This window comes from Acidovorax sp. 106 (assembly GCF_003663825.1).
Taxonomy (GTDB): domain Bacteria; phylum Pseudomonadota; class Gammaproteobacteria; order Burkholderiales; family Burkholderiaceae_C; genus Acidovorax.
Map to the genome: position 1 here is coordinate 4,272,483 of NZ_RCCC01000001.1, position 17,470 is coordinate 4,289,952.

Below are 17,470 nucleotides of genomic sequence, written 5' to 3' on the forward strand. Positions count from 1 at the left end.
AACCCAATGCCTGACACCGATGCACCCGATTGCCCACTGCTGGTCCTGATTGCCGGCCCCTACCTGTCGGGCACCGACGGCGACCCGACCAAAATCGCAGCCAACCGTGCCCGGCTGGAGGCTGCGGCACTGCCCATCTACGAGCGCGGCCATCTTCCGTTGTTGGGCGAATGGCTGGCGTTGCCCATCGTCCATGCGGCGGGTGGGCGGGAGCCCGGCGATGCAGTGTTCCACGCCTACCAGTACCCGGTGGCCGAGCGGCTGCTGGCGCGCTGCGATGCCGTGTTGCGCCTGCCCGGCGCATCGCAGGGCGCGGACATGGACGTGGCCCGGGCGCAAATGCGGGGCCTGCCGGTGTACCACCACATCGACGAATTGCCGGTGCGGGCGGCGAGCCACCAAGGGATTGCCGCATGAGCCGCCCCTCACCCGCACCGATCAACGCCCAGGCTGAGCATGTGCGCCTGCTGGACGTGCAGTTGCTGTCGAACGACTGGTATGTGCTGCGCAAGGTCACGTTCGAGTTGCAACGCCGCGACGGCCAGTGGCAGCGCCTGAGCCGTGAGGCCTACGACCGGGGCAACGGCGCCACGCTGCTGCTGTTCAATCCACGGCGCGGCACGGTGGTGCTCACGCGGCAGTTCCGGCTGCCAGCGTTCCTCAACGGCTGCGCCGATGGCCATCTGCTGGAAGCCTGCGCTGGCCTGCTCGATGGCGACGACCCGGAAACCTGCATCCGCCGCGAAGCCGAAGAAGAAACCGGCTACCGCATCCGCGCCCCCCGCAAGGTGTTTGAGGCCTACATGAGCCCGGGCTCTGTCACCGAAAAGCTGCACTTCTTTGTGGCCGACTACGAAGTTGCAGACCGTGTTCAAGCGGGCGGCGGATTGGCGAGTGAAGGCGAAGACATCGAAGTCGTCGAAATGGCGCTGAGCGAAGCGCTGGCGGGCATCCGTGCGGGCACCATTGAGGACGGCAAAACCATCATGCTGCTGCAGCATGTAGCGCTGGAGGCCTTGCAAGGGGGCAAGAGCAAGTAAGCTTCAGGCCCCTCAAATCCCTGCGCTGATCGTGACAAGCACCCGCAGCCTTTGCCGTACGGGCCTTGAAACGGCTGCAGCGTATTGAGAAACCCACGCCACCCACAGCCGAAACCACACCGAATGCAAGCCCTGCTCGACGCCATCGCCCAGATGCACCTCCCCACCGACGCCCAGCGCATCTTCCATGGCCGTGGGGGCCGCTACCCAGGCTGCGAGCAGTGGACGCTGGACGCCTACCCGCCCGTCTTTGTGCTCACCAGCTTTTTGCCTGCGGACGACGCAACCGAAGGGCAACTGGCGGCCATCGGCGCTGCGCTGGCTGAGCGCTGGGGGGCCATCGCGCCTGGGCAGCCGCTGAACTGGGTGTTTCAGTGCCGCAACGAAGCCTTGCGCACCCAGGGCCGCACCGAAACGCGGCTGATGCAAGGAGAGGTGCCTGACCCGCACACCGTGACGGAGGGCGGTGCGCGCTTCAAAACCCATGTGCTGCGCGGCCAGAACCATGGCCTGTTCCTGGACATGGCCGAAGGCCGCCGCTGGGTGCGCAACTATGCCGAGGCCCGCAGACAGGACCGCTATGGGCTGAAGGTGCTCAATCTGTTTGCCTACACCTGCGCGTTCTCGGTGGTGGCGCTGCAGGGCGGGGCCAAGCAGGTAGTCAACGTGGACATGAGCCACGGGGCCATGGGCATTGGCCAGCAGAACCACCAGCTCAACGGCATCACCACCGGGGCAAGCTTTCTGGCGCACGACATCTTCAGCAGCTGGGGCAAGATCACCCGCAGCGGGCCTTACGGCCTCGTCATTGTGGACCCGCCCAGCTACCAAAAAGGCAGCTTTGTGGCTACCAAAGACTATGCCCGCCTGATGCGCCGCCTGCCCGACTTGTTGGCCCCCGGCGGCCACGCATTGCTCTGCCTGAACGCGCCCGAGCTGGGCGTGGACTTTTTGCAAAACCAGATGCAGGAACTCGCGCCCGAGCTGAAGTTTGTCGAGCGCGTGGCCAACCCGGCCGTGTTTGCCGACGTGGACGAGGGCAGGGCGCTGAAAGTGTTGGTGTACCAGGCCGAGTAACACGACATCAGCGAAGCAACAGCGTGTGCAGCCCCGCCGCAACGCTCAGCGGGCCAGCAGTTGCGCCACGGCCTCCCACTCGTCAGGCTCCACCGGTGTGATGGACAAGCGGCTGCCCTTTTGCAGCACCCGCATGCTGGCCAGCGCCGGGGTGCTGCGCAGCGCTGCCAGGCTGACGAGGCGTGTTTTGCGCAGGGCCTGCACGTCCAGCAGCAGCCAGCGGGGGGCGTCGGCGGGCGACTTGGGGTCGAAGTAGGGCGACGCCGGGTCGAACTGCGTGGGGTCGGCCCGGGTGCCGCTGGCCACCCGGGCAATGCCTGCAATGCCGGGCTCAGGGCAGCTGGAGTGGTAGAACAGCACGCCGTCACCCACCTGCATGCCATCGCGCATGAAGTTGCGCGCCTGGTAGTTGCGCACGCCCGTCCAGGGCACAGTGGCGCCAGGGGCGGCCAGGGCGTCGTCGATGGAGCACTCTTCGGGCTCGGACTTCATGAGCCAGTAGCGGGGCGCATAGGCCTGGGGGGAGATAGTCATGTCGCAGATGTCAGGGGGCGCCTGGGTTTAATGCTATTTTTTTGATAGCTCGCAGCGCTTATTCCATAAGCGCCATGTGCCATTTTGACTTTAAAAATGGGTCGAGCGCTAGACTGGGCTTGGCAAGAGCGGCGGCGCACCAGCGCAACCGCTGGGCCGTTGCCACACCGCGGCCCGCACCACAAAAACACCAAACAAAACACCAAACGAGGGGGGACCGTGATGGGCCCATCGCAAGATACACCCGGTTCGCAGCCAGATCGGCCCTGGCTGCTGCGCAAAGCATGGGCCAGCAACCGCATCCGCTCACACAAGCGGTGGGAGGTCATCATCCTGTGGGGCTTTGCCGTGGTCTGGAGCCTGATCTCCACCCCCTTGGCCCATGTGCAGATTCCCAAGGCTTTGGCTCGCGGCGAGACGGCGGTGGTCTGGATCATCGGTGTCATGTTGCTGGTAGCCGTCGGCTTGATCGCGGCCGCTGTGCGCGCCACACGGGACGCGCACAGCCACGGAGACGTGCGCTTGGTGATGGACCCGTTTCCCGGCTCCATTGGCGGGCATGTAGGGGCCGCCATTGATCTGCCTGCAGTCGCCTATCGCGCCGACCTGCGGTTTGATGTCACGCTGCGCTGCGCGTACCACTATCAGACCCGCTCGGCGGGGGACAACAGTACCGAGTCGCGTGAGCAAATGGTTTGGCAAACGGAAGGTGTGGCGCAAGTGCATCCACAAGGGTTGGGCAGCCGCGTGTCGTTTCGTCTGAATGTGCCCGAAGGGCTGCCCCAGTCGGAAGACCCTGTGGGCGATAGCGAGCACCACTGGACGGTGCTGCTCACGAGCACTGACCCAGCGCTGAAGTTCTCGCGCCGATTTGAGGTGCCGGTGTACGCCACGCGCACCGAATCCACTTGGCTGGCCCAGGATGCGGCCGACCACCCGCAGGCGCTGGCGCAGCGCCAAGCCGATCTCAATGCCGTGAGCGACCTCGAACGCGTGGCCGGGGGCGTGCGCCTGTACCAGCCCTACGGTCGCCTGTGGCGCCACAACCTGCTGTGGCTGGTGATGGGCGGGGTGTTCTTTGGCTTTGGCATGGCGGCCAAGGGCATGCAGGCGCCTGTGGTGTTTTTGGTGCTGTTTGGCGGCGTGGGCGGGGCCATGCTGCTGTGGGGCTTTTTTGCGCTGTGCAACAGCCTGCGCGTGCAACTGGATGGCCAGGGCCTGCGCACCGAGCGGCGCCTGCTGGGCCTCATGTTCGCCTGGCATCACGTGCCCCGCAGCGATTTGCGGGGGTTGCAACTCGTGCAGAGCTACAGCTCGCAATCCGGTGCAGAGCACACCGTGTGGTACCGGATTCGGGTCGTGCTGAAAAGTGGCAAATCCATCACCGTGGCCGACAGCCTGGGCGGCAAAGCGGTGGCCGACCAAATGCTGCAGACGTTGTCAGATGCCACCGGGCTGCCCACGCAATCGGCTTGAAGTGGGGCCCAAACCCGCGCACCTTCTCACAACTCCTTATGCCTAGCACCTCAACACCGCACCCACCTCAGCCCACCACCAGCGCAGGCCGCTGGCGCCCAGGGCCTGGGGCATCGCCGCTCACACTCAGCTTGGCAGCGCTCTTTTTGCTGCCCTTTGTCGTGATCGGTCTGAGCATGCTGCTGTTTGGTGTTGGCCCCAAAGTGGTGGACTGGGTGCGTGCTCAGTCGTGGCAGGCCACACCAGCGGTGGTGGAGTCTGCCACCACCGTGCGCGATCCAGGGCAACACGGTGGAGCGGCCTATGGAGTGGAGGTGCGCTACCGCTACGAAGTCAATGGGCAGGTGTACCGGGGGCAGCGAGCCTCGCTGCACACGGGCGACGAAAACCTGAGCCTGTTCCAGCAGCAGCTGGGTGAAAGGCTGGAGGCCGCGCAACGCACGGGCAACCCGGTGCAGGTGTGGGTGCATCCTGCGCAGCCTTCCGAGTCCATCGCCGACCGCAGCCTGCGCCTGGACTTGTTGGCGCTGGAGCTGGTGGTGGCGTTGGGCTTTACGGGCTTCGGCCTGGGCATGTGGTGGGTGTTGCTAATCACCTGGCGCAGCTTGCGTCTGGAACGCAAGGCAGCGAACGCCCGACACACACTGAGCCCTGAGCCCTGAGCCCACCACAGAAAGCCCCTTTGATGAAAAGACCCGCTGGTGCCGACAAAAAGCCAACCCTGCTTGGGCTGCTCGTGCTTGCCGTGTTCGCCGTGCCATTTGCTGCCGCAGGCCTGGGCATCCTGCTCTTCATGACCGCACCCATGGTGTACGACTGGGCGCGCATGCAAACGTGGCAAAGCGTGTCTGCGCAGGTGGAATCAGCCACCCTCCAGAGCCACACCTCCAGCAAAGGGGGCACCTCTTACAGCGTATCCACCCGCTATCGCTACCAGATGGCTGGGGTGGAATACACCGGGAACCGCGCCTCCATCACCTCGCGTGCAGACAACATCGGCAGCTTTCAAGAGCGACTGGGGCACAAGCTGCAAGGCGCCCAGCGCACAGGCCAGCCAGTGCTGGTGTGGGTCAACCCCGCGCAGCCCGACGAGTCGGTCGTGGACCGCAGCCTGCGCCCCGGGCTACTGGCCTTGCAGTTGGGGCTGGCCCTGGTGTTTGGCGCTTTCGGAGGCAATATCGTGTTCTGGATGGCCCGCACGCTGTGGCGCAAGCTGCGCGACCCTGCAACCGCCTGAGCGGGCACTGCGAGGTGTCGGGTCACTACAAGCAGTAGGCCGCCCCGGCGCTCAAGCCTTGGCCGACTGGCTGGCCTGGTCCAGTGCGATGCTCTTGTACAGCGCCACCAGCAGGTCAGACTGCGTGACCATGCCCACCACCTTGCGCCGCGCGTCAATCACCGGCACATGGGGCAGGGCGCGCTGCGAGATCTGGCGAATCAGCTCAGACAGCGGTGTTTGCGGCGTGGCGGTAAAAACCTCCGGGCTCATGATCTGGCCCACCACCTCGGGCTTGTCGGCATAAGGCCCCGGGGTGCGCTTGAGCAGCGCCTGCACCAGTGTTGCCAGGTCTTTGGGTGTGGCCTGGGCATCGATCTGGCGCAGAAAATCTGCCACCGTCACGATGCCGATCAGGCGGTCAAACCGGTCGATCACCGGCAACGACTTGATCTTGTGCTTGCACAGCAACTGCCAGGCCACGGCCAGGTCGGTGTCAAAGTGGGCGGTGATGACATCGCGCGACATGATGTCCGCGCAGGTCAACCCCACATGGCGCCCAAACGCATGGTCAACCGCCAGGTTGTAAATCTCGACCAGTTCGTCTTCCTGCACGTCCACAAAGGTGTTGAGCGTTTTGACGGCGCTCTCCAGGTCGGTGTGGGTCAGCCCCATGCGCTCTATGGGCGTCCGGTCTTGCGTGCGGTGGCCCGGGCCAGGCGGTGTGCTGCTGTGCGGGTAACGGCGGCGCAAAACCCAGCTGTTGATCAGCAAGGTGGCCACCAGCAAGGCCACAGCGTTGATGCCAATCAGCTCGCCCACAGCCAGCATTTGCGCGGGGGTGTAAGGCCCGTTGAGCACCAGCAACAAAGCCAGCGCGCCCCCCGGCGGGTGCACGCAATTGAGCCGGGCCATGAGCCAAATGCACAGAGCCACCGCCAGGGCCGCGGCCCACGCGGGCTGCGCCACCCAGTGCGAGCAGGCCAGCCCCACCAGGGTGGCAACCAGGTAGCTGCCCAGCAACGGCCACGGCTGCGCCACCGGGCTGTGAAACTGCACGAACAAAATCACCACACTGGCCCCCACAGGGGCGAGCAGCCAGTGCGCATCCAGCGGCAAGCTGCGCAGCAGCAGCCCGCAGGCTGCCAGGCACAGCAGTGCCCCCAGGCTGGCTTTCCAGCGTTCGCTGCTCGATAAGGACAGGGTATTGCTGAGCACCCTGGAGTGAAACCAGACGCTGATTCTTTTGGGCACGTGAAAGGTTCCCTGGCATAGGCCGTGAATGGCCCGTCTATGGCGGCAGATTTGCACCCAAACTGTGCAGCCGCACATCCTAGCGATCAGGCCACGGCATCGCGGTTTGGGGGTTACCCAGGTTTTTGACAATTTGCTATCAAATATATAGCTTGTAGCGCTTAATACACGGCCGCTAGGCTACGAAATCATCCATGCAACTAGCCCATAGGATGCTGTCCTTGGAACACGCTGCCAACTCCGCTTGACCCGATGCCCATCATGACAAAAACGTAATCTACCTGTCTGGCAGATTAATGCCCTGGTTTTCTAACATTCAAACCATGCCAGCCCAACCAACGCGGTTGGCATGTTTTAAATCGAAAGGAAGCCTTGATGCCTATCTCCAAAAACTTGAATATCGTTTTGATTGCAATGGCATTGTCCGTGCCAGGTATTTCGTTTGCCAACACCCAATACCACTTGGTGGATGGGGAGGCGGGTTACAAAGAATTTCCGGGGCACGTGAAGCCCAGCGGGCTTGAACGCTCAGACGTCATCAGGGAACTGCAGAAGTCCCGCGCCGATGGATCATTGGCTGCACTGTCGCGTGGCAATGCCTTGCAAAACACAAGAGACCAAGCCAAAGGCAGCACGCTGACCCGAGAACAAGTGCGTGCAGAGGCCATGCGCCCAGGCCAGCGCAATAGCAATGCCAGCTCAATCGATGGTGAAAAGTAATCGATCCATGATTTTCCATGGGATTATGCTGGGCTGATTTTCCAATGCCACGCCCCCACGGCTTTAAAAAGGCGCCACCGGCTGGACAACATAATCCGCCGCTGGGGATGTCTTGCATAACTCCCTGCGGTCTTTGGCAGCGCGGCCTCGGGCGGTTCGCTGCGTTGCTTTTGTTGCCAATAGCTCAGCTATTGGCAACAAAAGGCGCCTTGCGACCCATCCCTATCCGCACTACCACCGTCTCGCGAGGGTTATGCAGGACATTCCTGGCGTTGGTTTGGGCCTTGGTGCCCCGATTCTTATTGAAGTGCATTGCGCCTGGTTTTGCCGTGGGTCCAAAAGTCCCGAGCCGAATGCGCCTCAGCCCCTTGACATTGAAGTCACTTCAAGGTTTCCAATAGGCTGCATACAACGCACACCATGAAGTCCACTGAAGCCCTCCACACCCACGCCACTGCACACAGCTGCTGCGGCGACCACCACGACACCCCCACCCAGCCGGGCGACGCACCACCGGCTGCGCAAGCCACCCAAGGCACGGTGTTTCGCATCGCCGCCATGGACTGCGCTGCCGAAGAAAGCGAAATCCGGCGCGCGCTGGCCTCCATCCCCGGGATACGCGGCTTGGGGTTTCAGTTGGGCGCACGCACTTTGACGATTGACGCACCGGCCGATGCCATCCCGGCCGCTGTGGCTGCCATCCGCAAGGCGGGCTTTGATCCGCAGCCCATTGGCACAGACGATGCAGGGACGCAGGCCCATGGCGCCACCGAAGGCCTGTGGCGCATGGTGCTGGCGCTGGGCTTGGCGATTGCGGCAGAGGCCCTGTCTTTCTTCTCCCACGACACCACCGTGTTCAAAGGCCTGGGCATGGCACTGGCGGCGGGCGCCATCGGGCTGGCGGGTTTCTCCACCTACCGCAAGGGCTTGGCCGCCCTGAAGCAGGCGCGTTTGAATATCAACGCCCTGATGACCGTGGCGGTCACCGGTGCCTTCCTCATTGGCCAGTGGCCCGAAGCCGCCATGGTGATGGCCTTGTATGCCATCGCTGAATTGATTGAGGGCCGAGCGGTGGACCGCGCCCGCAACGCCATCAAAAGCCTGCTGGCGCTGACCCCAGACACCGCCGAGGTGCGCCAGAGCGACGGCAGCTGGGCTTCGCAGCCCGCAGCCGACGTGCCCGTGGCGGCCACCGTGCGCGTCAAGCCCGGCGCACGCATCCCGCTCGATGGGGCGGTGGCCAGCGGCACCAGCGCCGTCAACCAAGCCCCCGTCACGGGAGAGAGCATTCAAGTAGACAAAGCCCAGGGCGACCTGGTGTTTGCGGGCACCATCAATGAAACCGGCACGCTCGAAATCACCGTGACGGCGGCTGCCAACAACACCACCCTGGCACGCATCATCCAGTCGGTGGAGCAGGCCCAAGGCTCACGGGCCCCCACTCAGCAGTTTGTGGACCGGTTCGCTGCGGTGTACACCCCCGTCGTGTTTGTCATGGCCTTGCTGGTGGCCGTGCTCACCCCGGTATTGCTGGACTTCACCTGGACGCAGGCGCTGTACAAGGCGCTGGTGCTGCTGGTCATTGCCTGCCCCTGCGCACTGGTGATTGCCACCCCTGTCACCGTGGTCAGTGGCCTGGCCGCCGCCGCACGCCGGGGCATCCTCATCAAGGGCGGTGTGTACCTGGAAGACGCCTACAAACTCAAAGCCATCGCGCTGGACAAGACCGGCACCATCACGGAAGGCAGGCCCAAGCTCGTCGCCCAAGAGGTGCTGAGCACCCAGCAACCCACAGCCGCCGTGCTGGCCTGGGCCGCAGACCTGGCCGGGCATTCCGACCACCCCGTCTCCAAAGCCATCGCCCAGGGCTTGCCCGCCGGGTCCGGCAGCGTGAGCCACTTCAAGGCCCTGCCGGGCCGAGGGGTGGAGGCAAAGCTGGCGCAGCTGCAAGGCCAGACGCTGTGGCTTGGTAACCACCGTTTGGTGCGAGAGCGGGGGCTATCCTCTGCGGCCCTGGAGAAGCTGCTGGCAGTGCACGAGGCACAAGGCCGCACGGTGACGTTGCTGGCCAATGAAAATGAGGTGTTGGCGCTGTTTGCCGTGGCCGACACGATCAAGGACAGCTCCCGTGAGGCCATAGCGCAGCTGCACGCGCTGGGCGTGGCCTCGGTCATGCTGACGGGCGACAACCCTTCCACAGCCCAGGCCATCGCCCAGCAAGCGGGCATCGACACGGCGCAAGGCAACCTGTTACCCGAGGACAAGCTCGCCGCCATCGAGCGCATGCAGGTTGACCTGGGCCCCACCGCCATGGTGGGCGATGGCATCAACGACGCCCCCGCTTTGGCGCGCGCGCACATTGGCATTGCCATGGGTGCCGCTGGCACGGACACGGCCATGGAGGCGGCCGACATCGTCATCATGAACGACGACCTGCGCCGCATCCCCGAGGTCATCCGCCTCTCGCGCCGCACGCGCAATGTGCTGTGGCAAAACATCGTGTTTGCGCTCGGCATCAAAGGGGCCTTTTTGGCCATGGCGGTGTTTGGCAATGCCTCGATGTGGATGGCGGTGTTTGCCGACATGGGGGCCAGCCTGCTGGTCGTTCTCAATGGCCTGCGCTTGCTGCGCGGCGTTGCCACTGGGCGCTGAATGCCTTACCCAACCGCCCCGTGGGGGCGCCATGTGGCTTTGCTAAACTGAAAAAATGAGCCGCTGGATCATCGCTTGTCTGTTGTTGCTGCTACCGCTCCAGTTCAGCTGGGCTGCGGTGGCTTCCTACTGCCAGCACGAGCGCACCACGGCGGCCCCTGCCGTGCAGCACCTGGGACACCACGAGCACCAGCATGCATCGGCCAGCGCTGAAGCCCCGTCCAAGGTCAGCGATACAGGCACGGAAAGAGGCATCGACCAGCCCGACCCCGACTGCCGCATGTGCCATGGTCTTGGCTTGGGTTTCGTCCACCAACCAGAGGCCAAGCCTGGGCCTCCTCGCAGCAGTGCCTGGGCGGGGCCTGCTGTGGAGCCTTTGGCCCAGCTCAGCCCCATTCCGCCAGAGCGCCCTCAGTGGCTGCGCCTCGCCTGATCGGCGGGGCTGCTCCTTCCTTCTTTCTGACCTGGCCGCATTGCTGCGGCAGGTGCTCTTGCGCGTGCCGCATCTGAAAAAGTGAGCCTGTCCGGCCAGCCTGGCGCTGGCCACCCCGCCGATTTCTTCGTGTTTTGAGTTCACTGGAGAATCGGATGTTGAAGCGAAATCATGCAAATAAAGGCCAGGGGCTTGCCCAGGGTCAACAGAGTTTTGCGCTTGCAGCCCTTGCAAGCGCCATGTTGTGGGCCACAGCCCCGGTGGCAATGGCCCAGGAAGGGGCAGGGGGGGCACAACTGCCCCAGCGCTTTGCCACGCACACGGCCACGGCGCTGACCTTGCCCCAGGCCGTAGAGCTTGCGCTGGCAAGCCATGCCGATGTCGCAGCCGCCAAGCGTTTGGTGGAGGCTATGCAAGGGCAAGTGATTCAGGGCGGCGCCCGGCCCAACCCTGAGCTGGCCTACGCACTGGAAGACACGCGCTCTGCCACGCGCAGCCAGAGCTGGCAGCTCAATGTGCCGCTGGAGCTGGGGGGCAAGCGCAGCGCGCGCACCAGGGCTGCAGAAAAGGCCCGCGAGCAAGCCTTGGTCCAACTCGCAGACGTGCAAGCTGCTGTGCGCGCCAACGTAGCCACCGCGTACTGGGATGCGCTGGCGGCACAGGAGCGGCTGGCCCTGTCCCAGGACAGCGCAGCGCTGGCCAAGGCCGCCACTGACACCGTGGCCAAACGCGTTGCGGCCGGCAAGGTCTCCCCCGTGGAAGAGACCAAAGCCCGGGTGGCGGAAGCTGGCATTCGGCTGGAGCTGGCACAGGCTGCCAGCGATGAACGCAATGCACAGACCCGCTTGTATGCCCTGCTGGGGGCACCCCAGGCCAGTGCCTTTCAGCTCCAGGGTACAGGCGATGCTTTGCCACCGGTGCCAGACTTCGCTTCCCTGCATTTACAGGCCGCATCGGCCCCCGCCATTTTGCTGGCCAGGGCAGAGGTGGAGCGGCGCCAAGCCCTGACAGCGGTGGAGCAAAGCAAGCGGGCCCCGGACATCACCCTGAGCGCGGGCGTCAAGCGCAGCAATGAGACGCAGCGCAACATGGTGCTCCTGGGTGTGTCGGTGCCCATCCCCGTGTTCGATCGCAACCAGGGCAACCTCCTGGAAGCCCTCCAGCTGGAAGACAAGGCCCGGGATGAACTGCAGGCCGCCACCGTGCGCCTGGGCAGTGAGCTGAGCCAAGCACACGACCGTTTGTCCACCATCACCACCGAAGTGCGCACGCTGCAGGCCGACGTACTGCCAGGGGCCAAGTCAGCCTACGACGCGGCCACCGTGGGCTTTGAGAACGGCAAATTCAGCTTTCTGGAAGTGCTGGACGCGCAACGCACCTACTTCAGCGCCAAGTCGCAATACCTCAAGGCCCTCGCGGAGTCACACCGCGCCGCAGCCGACATAGACCGCCTTCTGGGCAACGCCCTACGCACCGCCTTCACCCCATCTTCGCAATGACATCGCACATGAACCTCTTTCAATCACGCATCAGCAAAAAGCACCTGATCGCCATGGCCGTCGTCATGGCAGTGGGGGCAGCGGCCGGCACCGTCATCCTGCAAGGCGGCAAGACCAAAGCGGCAGCCGCCGCAGACGATGGACATGGGCACGGCACCCATGCCGAGGCCAAAGGCCACAGCGACCCAGAACACCATGCTGAAACAGCCAGCAAAGACCATGAGGACGAAAAAGGCCATGCCGACGGAGAGCACCATGAGAAAAGCCCCAGCCAAGGCGCTCACGGCGGCCAGCTTTTCAAGGAAGGTGACCTGACCCTGGAGGCCCTGCTGTCCGAAGACGGCGGCGAGCCACGGCTGCGCCTGTGGTTGTTGGACAAAGACCAGCCGCTGGCACTCAGCGCAGCCACGGTAGCCGCCACGGTCGTGCGCCCCAGCGGCGAGAAGCAGGCCCTGAGCTTTGTGCAGGACAAGGGCGGGTGGGTCAGCCGCGAGGTCGTGGAGGAACCCCACGCATTTGACATCGAGATGGTGGCCCGCAGGGGCAAAGACTCTTTGAAATTTGTGATGAGCAAAGAGGAGGGCAAGGTCGAGCTGACCGATGCACAGATCCAGGCGGCCGCCATTTCGATCGACACAGCCTCTGCCGCAACCATTCAGTCTGCACTGGTGCTGCCTGGCGAAATTCGCCTGAACGAAGACCGCACATCCCATGTAGTGCCACGCCTGGCGGGCGTGGTGGAGCACGTGAATGCCAATTTGGGGCAGGTCGTCAAAAAGGGCCAAATCCTGGCCACCCTTGCCAGCCCCACGGCCTCAGAGCAGCGCAGCGAACTGCAGACTGCCCGAAAGCGCCTGGCACTGGCCCAAACCACCTACGACCGGGAGAAAAAGCTCTGGGAACAGAAAGTCTCTGCCGAGCAGGACTACCTGCAGGCCCAGCAAGCCCTGAACGAGTCCGAGGTTGCCGTGGCCAACGCCCACCAAAAGCTCAGTGCGCTGGGGCTGTCCACGGCATCTGGCGCGGGCCTGAACCGCCTTGAACTGCGCGCCCCTTTTGACGGCATCGTGATCGAAAAGCACCTGAGCCAGGGCGAGTCGGTCAAGGAAGACGCAGCCGTGTTCACCATCTCGGACCTGGGCCAGGTGTGGGCTGAAATCAACGTGCCCGCCAAAGACCTGCCACAGGTGCGGGTGGGCGAAAAAGTCACCATCAAGGCCACGGCCTTTGATGCGTCTGCCACCGGCACGGTGGCGTTTGTGGGGGCACTGATTGGCGAGCAAACCCGCACCGCCAAGGCCCGCGTGGTGCTGGCCAACCCCAAGGGGGCTTGGCGTCCCGGCCTGTTTGTGAACGTGGATGTGGTGTCCGACGTGGCATCGGTACCCGTGACCATTGCGGCTGACGCTGTGCAGACCGTGGGCGAAAAGACCGCTGTCTTCGTCAAGGTTCAGGGCGGCTTCATTGCCCAGCCCGTGCAACTGGGGCGCAGCGATGGCAAGCGGGTAGAGGTGCTGCAGGGCCTGCAGGCAGGCACCCGCTATGCCGCGGCCGGCAGCTTTGTCGTGAAGTCCGAGCTGGGCAAGGCCTCGGCAGAACACGCGCACTGACCTCGGAGCCACACACATGTTTGAAAAACTGATTCGTTTCTCCATCGAGCAACGCTGGCTGGTGCTGCTCGCGGCCCTGGCCATGGGGGCCCTGGGTATCTTTAACTACCAGAAGCTGCCCATCGATGCGGTTCCAGACATCACCAATGTCCAGGTCCAGATCAACACGCAGGCAGCGGGTTACTCGCCACTGGAGACCGAGCAACGCGTGACCTACCCCATAGAAACCGTCATGGCCGGCTTGCCCCATTTGGAGCAAACCCGTTCGCTGTCGCGCTACGGGCTATCGCAGGTCACGGTGATCTTCAAGGACGGCACCGACATCTACTTTGCGCGCCAGCTGGTGAACGAACGCATCCAGGAGGCGCGTGACAAGCTGCCTGCAGGTATCACCCCGGCCCTGGGGCCTATCTCCACCGGCTTGGGCGAAATCTACCTGTGGACGGTGGAAACCAAAGACGGTGCAAAGAAGCCCGACGGCAACCCTTACACCCCCACAGACCTGCGCGAAATCCAGGACTGGATCATCAAGCCCCAGTTGCGCAATGTGCCTGGCGTGACGGAGATCAACTCCATCGGCGGGTTTGCCAAGGAGTACCAGATTGCGCCCGTTCCCGAGCGGCTGGCCTCACTGGGCGTCACGCTGCAAGACGTCGTGACGGCGCTGGACCGCAACAACGGCAACGTGGGCGCAGGCTATATCGAAAAGCGCGGCGAGCAGTACCTGATCCGGGCTCCGGGCCAGGTCAAATCGCTGGAGGACATTGGCAATGTGATATTGAGCAGTGCCAGCGGTGTACCTGTGCGGGTGCGCGACGTAGCGGACGTGGGCATTGGCCGGGAGCTGCGCACCGGCGCAGCCACCGACAACGGCCGCGAGGTGGTGCTTGGCACCGTGTTCATGCTGATTGGAGAAAACAGCCGCACCGTTTCGCAAGCCGTTGACAAGAAGATGCGCGAGATCAACCGCAGCCTGCCCGAAGGGGTGCATGCGGTCACCGTCTATGACCGCACCGTGCTGGTGGACAAGGCCATCAGCACCGTCAAGAAGAACCTGCTGGAGGGCGCGATCCTGGTGATCGTCATCCTCTTCCTGTTCCTGGGCAACATCCGTGCGGCCATCATCACTGCCACGGTGATTCCGCTGTCCATGCTGTTCACCTTCACGGGCATGGTCACGTACAAGGTCAGTGCCAACCTGATGAGCCTGGGCGCTCTGGACTTCGGCATCATCATTGATGGGGCGGTGGTGATTGTGGAGAACTGCGTGCGGCGCCTGGCCCATGCGCAGGCCCACGTGGGGCGGCCTCTGACGCGGGCGGAGCGCTTCCATGAAGTGTTTCTGGCCTCCAAGGAATCGCGCCGCGCACTGCTGTTTGGCCAACTCATCATCATGGTGGTGTACCTGCCGATCTTTGCGCTCACGGGGGTCGAGGGCAAGATGTTCCACCCTATGGCGTTCACCGTGGTGGCGGCGCTGGTGGGCGCTATGGTTCTATCGGTCACATTCATTCCGGCAGCCGTGGCACTGTTCATCGGCCAGCGGGTGGATGAAAAAGAGAACTTCCTTCTCGGCCATGCCAAACGCATCTACGCCCCTTTGCTGGAGCGAGTCATGTCCGCCAAGGCTGTGGTGCTGACCGTGGCAGGGGTGGCTGTGGTCCTGTGCGGGTTGATCGCCACCCGCATGGGCAGCGAGTTCGTACCCCAGCTCAATGAGGGCGACTTTGCCATCCAGGCCCTGCGCATACCGGGCACCAGCCTGTCGCAGTCGGTTGCCATGCAGCGCCAGATCGAGGCTGCGCTGAAGGCCAAGGTCCCGGAGATCGACCGCGTCTTCGCCCGCACAGGCACCGCAGAAATCGCTTCTGACCCCATGCCGCCCAATATCTCGGACGGCTACATCATGCTCAAGCCCATGGACCAGTGGCCCGAGCCACGCCGCACACGCGATGAATTACTGGCCGCCATCCAGGAGGTGGTGGGCAAAATCCCGGGCAATAACTACGAGTTCTCGCAGCCCATCCAGTTGCGCTTCAATGAACTCATCTCCGGCGTGCGCAGCGATGTGGCCATCAAGATTTTTGGTGACGACATGGACACCTTGAACCGCTCGGCCGAAGAGATTTCAACCATGCTGCAGAAGATCCCGGGTGCCTCCGAGGTCAAGGTCGAGCAAACCACTGGGCTGCCGATGCTCACCGTGAACATTGACCGCGAAAAAGCCGCCCGCTATGGCTTGAACGTGGCCGACATCCAGGACACGGTAGCCACCGCCATCGGCGGACGGGAGGCGGGCACCTTGTTCGAAGGTGACCGGCGCTTTGACATCCTGGTGCGCCTGCCAGAGTCGATCCGCAACGACCTGGACGGCATGAAGCGCTTGCCCATCGCCCTGCCACGTGCAACAGGTGCCGCAGAGGCTCGAACCCACTTCATCCCCTTGGCCGAAGTGGCATCGTTTGAGCTGGCGCCGGGCCCCAATCAGGTCAGCCGCGAAAACGGCAAGCGGCGCATCGTGGTCAGCGCCAATGTGCGGGGTCGCGACGTGGGCTCCTTCGTGGCAGAGGCCGAGCAGGGCCTGGCCCAGATCAAAATTGCGGCAGGCTACTGGACGAGCTGGGGTGGCACGTTTGAGAACCTGCAGTCGGCTTCGCAGCGGCTGCAGATCGTGGTGCCGGTCTCACTGCTGCTGGTGTTCGTGCTGTTGTTTGCGATGTTCGGCAACGCCAAGGACGGGCTACTGGTGTTCACGGGCATTCCTTTTGCCTTGACCGGTGGCATTCTGGCGCTGTGGTTGCGCGACATCCCGCTGTCGATCTCCTCTGCCGTGGGGTTCATCGCGCTGTCCGGGGTGGCGGTGCTCAATGGGCTGGTAATGATCTCGTACATCCGAACGCTGCGAGAGGAGGGCGTTTCACTGGACGCCGCCATCCGCGAAGGCGCGCTGACCCGCCTGCGGCCCGTGCTGATGACCGCACTGGTGGCATCCCTGGGTTTTATTCCCATGGCGATCGCCACTGGCACCGGGGCTGAAGTCCAGCGCCCGCTCGCCACGGTGGTAATCGGAGGGATTTTGTCGTCCACGCTGCTCACGCTGCTGGTGCTGCCCATCCTGTATCGCCTGGCGCACAAGCCCGATGAGCAAGACGAAGACGTGTCGGCCGAGCCTGCACATCCTGGGGTTGCCACACCCGCATAAGCCTTGGCATCGCCGTCCCACAGCGCCTGTTCAACGCAGCGCAGGGATGGCGCTTGCCTGCCAAAGAACACTCGCATGAAAATTCTGGTCATCGAAGACGAGGTCAAACTCGCCGAATATCTACGCAAGGGCCTGGGCGAAGCGGGCTACGCCGTGGACCTGGCCCATAACGGCGTGGACGGACTGCACCAGGCACTGGAAGGGGCTTACGACCTTCTGATACTGGACGGCATGTTGCCGGGCATTGATGGCTTCACGCTGCTGAGTGCCTTTCGCCAGACCCACGCCACCCCCATCCTCATGCTCACAGCCCGCGCGAGTGTGGAAGACCGGGTGCGCGGCTTGCAAACCGGTGCCGACGACTACCTGGTAAAGCCGTTTGCGTTTTCTGAGCTGTGCGCGCGGGTACAAGGCCTGCTGCGCCGCACCCTGGGGGCACGCGACGCAGGCGAGCCCACTGTACTGGGTCTGGCAGATTTGCAACTGGACCTGATACGCCGCCGCGCCACACGCGCTGGCCAGCGGCTGGACCTGACGGCGAAGGAGTTCTTGCTCTTGTCGCTGTTTTTGCGGCGCCAAGGCCAGGTACTGTCACGCACCGCCATTGCCGAGCAGGTGTGGGACATGAACTTTGACAGCGACACCAACGTGGTGGAAGTGGCCATACGCCGGCTGCGCACCAAGATGGACCTGCCTTTTGAGAAACCCCTGCTGCACACGGTGCGGGGCATGGGGTATGTGATGGAGGCTCGATAGC

15 protein-coding genes are annotated in these 17,470 nt (G+C 63.7%); 13 read left to right on the forward strand and 2 right to left on the reverse strand.

Going from position 1 to position 17,470, the window contains the following annotated elements:
- Positions 1 to 6: 6 nt before the first annotated feature.
- From C8C98_RS18770 to C8C98_RS18780, 3 genes are all read left to right on the forward strand, one after another.
- Positions 7 to 417: a DUF4406 domain-containing protein gene (locus C8C98_RS18770; protein WP_121455506.1), complete on the forward strand. Its 411-nt coding sequence runs from the start codon at positions 7 to 9 to the stop codon at positions 415 to 417.
- The gene (locus C8C98_RS18775) at positions 414 to 1,040 is read left to right on the forward strand and encodes an NUDIX domain-containing protein (protein WP_121455507.1); all 627 of its coding nucleotides are present in this window, start codon (positions 414 to 416) and stop codon (positions 1,038 to 1,040) included. The genes C8C98_RS18770 and C8C98_RS18775 overlap by 4 nt, the downstream gene beginning before the upstream one ends.
- A 123-nt stretch (positions 1,041 to 1,163) precedes the next feature.
- Positions 1,164 to 2,117: a class I SAM-dependent methyltransferase gene (locus tag C8C98_RS18780; protein ID WP_121455508.1), complete on the forward strand. Its 954-nt coding sequence runs from the start codon at positions 1,164 to 1,166 to the stop codon at positions 2,115 to 2,117.
- 45 nt (positions 2,118 to 2,162) lie between these two features.
- On the opposite strand, the gene C8C98_RS18785 is transcribed toward C8C98_RS18780, so the two are convergent.
- Entirely contained in the window at positions 2,163 to 2,651 is a 489-nt protein-coding gene (locus C8C98_RS18785; protein ID WP_121455509.1) for an EVE domain-containing protein, read from the reverse strand.
- A 222-nt stretch (positions 2,652 to 2,873) separates the two neighbouring features.
- Between C8C98_RS18785 and C8C98_RS18790 the strand changes: the two genes are divergently transcribed.
- Genes C8C98_RS18790 through C8C98_RS18800 form a run of 3 tightly spaced genes read left to right on the forward strand, consistent with a single transcriptional unit; the run spans position 2,874 to position 5,364 of the window.
- Positions 2,874 to 4,127, forward strand: a complete 1,254-nt coding sequence (locus tag C8C98_RS18790) for a hypothetical protein (RefSeq protein WP_147436413.1) — start codon at positions 2,874 to 2,876, stop codon at positions 4,125 to 4,127.
- 38 nt (positions 4,128 to 4,165) lie between these two features.
- Entirely contained in the window at positions 4,166 to 4,789 is a 624-nt protein-coding gene (locus tag C8C98_RS18795; RefSeq protein ID WP_121455511.1) for a DUF3592 domain-containing protein, read from the forward strand.
- Positions 4,790 to 4,812: 23 nt separating this feature from the next.
- Positions 4,813 to 5,364 carry a DUF3592 domain-containing protein gene (locus tag C8C98_RS18800; RefSeq protein WP_121455512.1) on the forward strand — a complete coding sequence of 184 codons (552 nt, stop codon included), beginning with the start codon at positions 4,813 to 4,815 and terminating at the stop codon, positions 5,362 to 5,364.
- Positions 5,365 to 5,415: 51 nt separating this feature from the next.
- Here the strand turns inward: C8C98_RS18800 and C8C98_RS18805 are convergent, their stop codons facing one another.
- Positions 5,416 to 6,597 (reverse strand): HPP family protein, encoded by a 1,182-nt coding sequence (locus C8C98_RS18805; protein ID WP_158600185.1) that lies wholly within the window; start codon positions 6,595 to 6,597, stop codon positions 5,416 to 5,418.
- Positions 6,598 to 6,972: 375 nt separating this feature from the next.
- On the opposite strand from C8C98_RS18805, the gene C8C98_RS18810 reads away from it, so the two are divergent.
- The 7 genes from C8C98_RS18810 to C8C98_RS18840 all read left to right on the forward strand — a co-directional run bounded on the left by C8C98_RS18810 (position 6,973) and on the right by C8C98_RS18840 (position 17,469).
- Positions 6,973 to 7,317 carry a DUF4148 domain-containing protein gene (locus C8C98_RS18810; protein WP_147436415.1) on the forward strand — a complete coding sequence of 115 codons (345 nt, stop codon included), beginning with the start codon at positions 6,973 to 6,975 and terminating at the stop codon, positions 7,315 to 7,317.
- Positions 7,318 to 7,737: 420 nt separating this feature from the next.
- A complete protein-coding gene (locus C8C98_RS18815) occupies positions 7,738 to 9,969 on the forward strand; it encodes a cation-translocating P-type ATPase (protein ID WP_121455515.1) in 2,232 nt (743 codons plus the stop codon).
- A gap of 55 nt (positions 9,970 to 10,024) precedes the next feature.
- A complete protein-coding gene (gene czcI, locus C8C98_RS18820; protein WP_121455516.1) occupies positions 10,025 to 10,402 on the forward strand; it encodes a cation efflux protein, CzcI family in 378 nt (125 codons plus the stop codon).
- A 239-nt stretch (positions 10,403 to 10,641) separates the two neighbouring features.
- Positions 10,642 to 11,901 (forward strand): TolC family protein, encoded by a 1,260-nt coding sequence (locus C8C98_RS18825; RefSeq protein ID WP_233574602.1) that lies wholly within the window; start codon positions 10,642 to 10,644, stop codon positions 11,899 to 11,901.
- An 8-nt stretch (positions 11,902 to 11,909) separates the two neighbouring features.
- Positions 11,910 to 13,511, forward strand: a complete 1,602-nt coding sequence (locus C8C98_RS18830) for an efflux RND transporter periplasmic adaptor subunit (RefSeq protein ID WP_370450422.1) — start codon at positions 11,910 to 11,912, stop codon at positions 13,509 to 13,511.
- A gap of 16 nt (positions 13,512 to 13,527) precedes the next feature.
- On the forward strand, positions 13,528 to 16,713 hold the full coding sequence (locus C8C98_RS18835) for a CusA/CzcA family heavy metal efflux RND transporter (protein ID WP_121455519.1): 3,186 nt from the start codon (positions 13,528 to 13,530) through the stop codon (positions 16,711 to 16,713).
- A 75-nt stretch (positions 16,714 to 16,788) separates the two neighbouring features.
- Positions 16,789 to 17,469 carry a heavy metal response regulator transcription factor gene (locus C8C98_RS18840; protein ID WP_121455520.1) on the forward strand — a complete coding sequence of 227 codons (681 nt, stop codon included), beginning with the start codon at positions 16,789 to 16,791 and terminating at the stop codon, positions 17,467 to 17,469.
- The last annotated feature ends 1 nt before the right edge of the window (position 17,470 follow it).

Bases quoted from the DNA above. Each gene is read 5' to 3' on its own strand.
- C8C98_RS18785 (WP_121455509.1), bottom strand. From the start codon at position 2,651: ATGACTATCTCCCCCCAGGCCTATGCGCCCCGCTACTGGCTCATGAAG.
- C8C98_RS18795 (WP_121455511.1), top strand. From the start codon at position 4,166: ATGCCTAGCACCTCAACACCGCACCCACCTCAGCCCACCACCAGCGCA.
- C8C98_RS18815 (WP_121455515.1), top strand. From the start codon at position 7,738: ATGAAGTCCACTGAAGCCCTCCACACCCACGCCACTGCACACAGCTGC.
- C8C98_RS18790 (WP_147436413.1), top strand. From the start codon at position 2,874: ATGGGCCCATCGCAAGATACACCCGGTTCGCAGCCAGATCGGCCCTGG.
- C8C98_RS18840 (WP_121455520.1), top strand. From the start codon at position 16,789: ATGAAAATTCTGGTCATCGAAGACGAGGTCAAACTCGCCGAATATCTA.
- C8C98_RS18835 (WP_121455519.1), top strand. From the start codon at position 13,528: ATGTTTGAAAAACTGATTCGTTTCTCCATCGAGCAACGCTGGCTGGTG.
- C8C98_RS18825 (WP_233574602.1), top strand. From the start codon at position 10,642: ATGTTGTGGGCCACAGCCCCGGTGGCAATGGCCCAGGAAGGGGCAGGG.
- czcI (WP_121455516.1), top strand. From the start codon at position 10,025: ATGAGCCGCTGGATCATCGCTTGTCTGTTGTTGCTGCTACCGCTCCAG.
- C8C98_RS18775 (WP_121455507.1), top strand. From the start codon at position 414: ATGAGCCGCCCCTCACCCGCACCGATCAACGCCCAGGCTGAGCATGTG.
- C8C98_RS18800 (WP_121455512.1), top strand. From the start codon at position 4,813: ATGAAAAGACCCGCTGGTGCCGACAAAAAGCCAACCCTGCTTGGGCTG.
- C8C98_RS18830 (WP_370450422.1), top strand. From the start codon at position 11,910: ATGAACCTCTTTCAATCACGCATCAGCAAAAAGCACCTGATCGCCATG.
- C8C98_RS18770 (WP_121455506.1), top strand. From the start codon at position 7: ATGCCTGACACCGATGCACCCGATTGCCCACTGCTGGTCCTGATTGCC.
- C8C98_RS18780 (WP_121455508.1), top strand. From the start codon at position 1,164: ATGCAAGCCCTGCTCGACGCCATCGCCCAGATGCACCTCCCCACCGAC.
- C8C98_RS18810 (WP_147436415.1), top strand. From the start codon at position 6,973: ATGCCTATCTCCAAAAACTTGAATATCGTTTTGATTGCAATGGCATTG.